The 247-nt window shown below is 53.8% G+C and carries 1 protein-coding gene; it reads left to right on the top strand.

Annotation, left to right across the window (positions count from 1 at the left end; all coding sequences use genetic code 11):
• Positions 1 to 59 precede the first annotated feature (59 nt).
• Positions 60 to 247 (top strand): hypothetical protein (locus tag ACEN88_RS35980; RefSeq protein WP_413347165.1); only part of this gene is annotated, 188 nt, incomplete at its 3' end.

Here is a 247-nt window from a genome sequence, read left to right as displayed (position 1 = left end):
GGACACAACAGACGCCATTGAGGAAGTGAGTCTTGTGCCCCCACATTGCGATGTTTGCGGTGACTGATGATACAGCTATCGACCAGTACATCAAGCGGCCACACGCATACGGCGACTGCGACGGTCCGACCCATGTTGACGAAAACGACTTCTGCTTCGTCTGTCCACGAGGAACGGTAAAAGGAGAGGGAACGGGACTCCAAGCCAATCGTACGATCAACCTTCATTACACCCGGAATGACGGAAC

This window comes from Massilia sp. CT11-108 (assembly GCF_047302915.1).
Lineage (GTDB): Bacteria > Pseudomonadota > Gammaproteobacteria > Burkholderiales > Burkholderiaceae_D > Telluria > Telluria orientalis.
The sequence above is the reverse complement of the archived record's forward strand: the minus strand, read 5'-3'. Positions and strand labels throughout refer to the sequence as shown.